At 69.9% G+C, this 1673-nt stretch carries 1 protein-coding gene; it reads left to right on the top strand.

Going from position 1 to position 1673, the window contains the following annotated elements; all coding sequences use genetic code 11:
* Positions 1 to 169: 169 nt before the first annotated feature.
* Complete coding sequence (locus ACYVE9_RS25805) at positions 170 to 1618, top strand: NCS2 family permease (RefSeq protein WP_461030307.1); 1449 nt, start codon at positions 170 to 172, stop codon at positions 1616 to 1618.
* Positions 1619 to 1673 lie beyond the last annotated feature (55 nt).

Raw genomic sequence — 1673 nt, 5'->3', positions numbered from 1 at the left:
CCCCCCGGAGCGCCGCCCCCGACCCCACCCCCCGCGAAGCACACCCCCACGAGCAACCCCCCGCACCTTCCCACGTTCGTCTCGGGCCGTCCCCCGCGTCGTGCATCCCAAATCCCGCACGAAGGCGCCAAGCGCCGCGGGTGCCCCTGTGAACCTTGGGAGTTGGCACATGGCACAGTCACAAGTAGAACCGGCAGTCCCCGCCGAGGCGGCGGGCGGCGGTTCTCGTCCGCCCTCCGGCCCGGGTCGGCTCGACCGTTACTTCCACATCACCCGCAGCGGATCGACCATCGGGCGTGAGGTCCGGGGCGGCATCACCACGTTCATGGCGATGGCGTACATCCTGCTGCTCAACCCACTGCTGCTGAGCGTCGAGGACGTCAACGGCAACACGCTGAACGCCACCGCCGTGGTGACGGCGACCGCGTTCGCCGCCGCGGTGACGACCCTGCTGATGGGCGTCGTCGGCAAGGTCCCGCTGGCGCTGGCCGCCGGACTGAGCGTCTCCGGGGTGCTCGCCACCCTCGTGGTGCCCAGCATGACCTGGCCGCAGGCCATGGGCATGTGCGTGATCTACGGCGTGGTGATCATGCTCCTGGTGATCACCGGGCTCCGCGAGAAGATCATGAACGCGATCCCGATGGGCCTCAAACACGCCATCACCATCGGCATCGGCCTCTTCGTCGCGATGATCGGGCTGGAGAAGGCCGGTGTCGTCGGGCGCGGCGCGGAGGGCGGGCCGCCCGTCACCCTGGGCGTCGGCGGCAGCCTGACGGGCTGGCCGGTACTCGCGTTCTGCATCACCCTGCTGGCCATCTTCATGCTGCTGGCCAGGAACATTCCCGGCGCGATCCTGATCGGCATCGGCGTCGGCACCGTGTTCTCCCTCATCGTCACCGCCGTGTTCGACCTGGGCGACGAGCAGTGGGGGCTGGCCACGCCGCACATCCCCAGCGGGCTGGTCTCCTCGCCGGACTTCAGCCTGTTCGGCCAGGTGGAGTTCGGCGGGTTCGGCCAGCTGGGCGCGACCACCGTCACCATGATCGTCTTCACGCTGGTGCTGGCGGGCTTCTTCGACGCGATGGCCACCATCATCGCCGTCGGCCAGGAGGCCAAGCTCGCCGACGAGAAGGGCCGGATGCCCGGCCTGAACAAGGCGCTGCTGATCGACGGCGCCGGCGGAGCGATCGGCGGCATGTCCAGCGCGTCCGGCCAGACGGTGTTCATCGAGTCGGCGTCCGGCGTCGGCGAGGGAGCCAGGACCGGCCTGTCGGCCACCGTCACCGGCCTGATCTTCGCCGCCATGCTGCTGTTCACCCCGCTGGCGGAGATCGTGCCCGGCCAGGTGGCCGCCGCCGCGCTGGTGGTGATCGGCGCGATGATGATGCAGAACGCCCGCCACGTGGACTGGAAGGACCGCGGGGTGGCCATCCCGGTCTTCCTGACGATCATCCTGATGCCGTTCACCTTCTCCATCGTCAACGGTGTCGCCGCCGGTGTCATCGCCTACTCGGTGATCAAGCTGGCGGAGGGGAGGTGGCGGGAGCCGGGCCTGTTCATGTGGCTGCTCACCGCGTTGTTCGTCTTCAACTTCGCCTTCAACGACCTGGGTCACTGACGGGCCCGGGGCGGACCCGGCCCCGAGGCGCCCGGCGCCCGCCGGGGCCGGGTCC

The sequence above is a fragment of the Streptomyces sparsus genome (assembly GCF_054776295.1).
The sequence above is the reverse complement of the archived record's forward strand: the minus strand, read 5'-3'. Positions and strand labels throughout refer to the sequence as shown.

Coding starts and splice junctions, on each gene's coding strand:
- ACYVE9_RS25805 (WP_461030307.1), top strand. CDS start 170: ATGGCACAGTCACAAGTAGAACCGGCAGTCCCCGCCGAGGCGGCGGGC.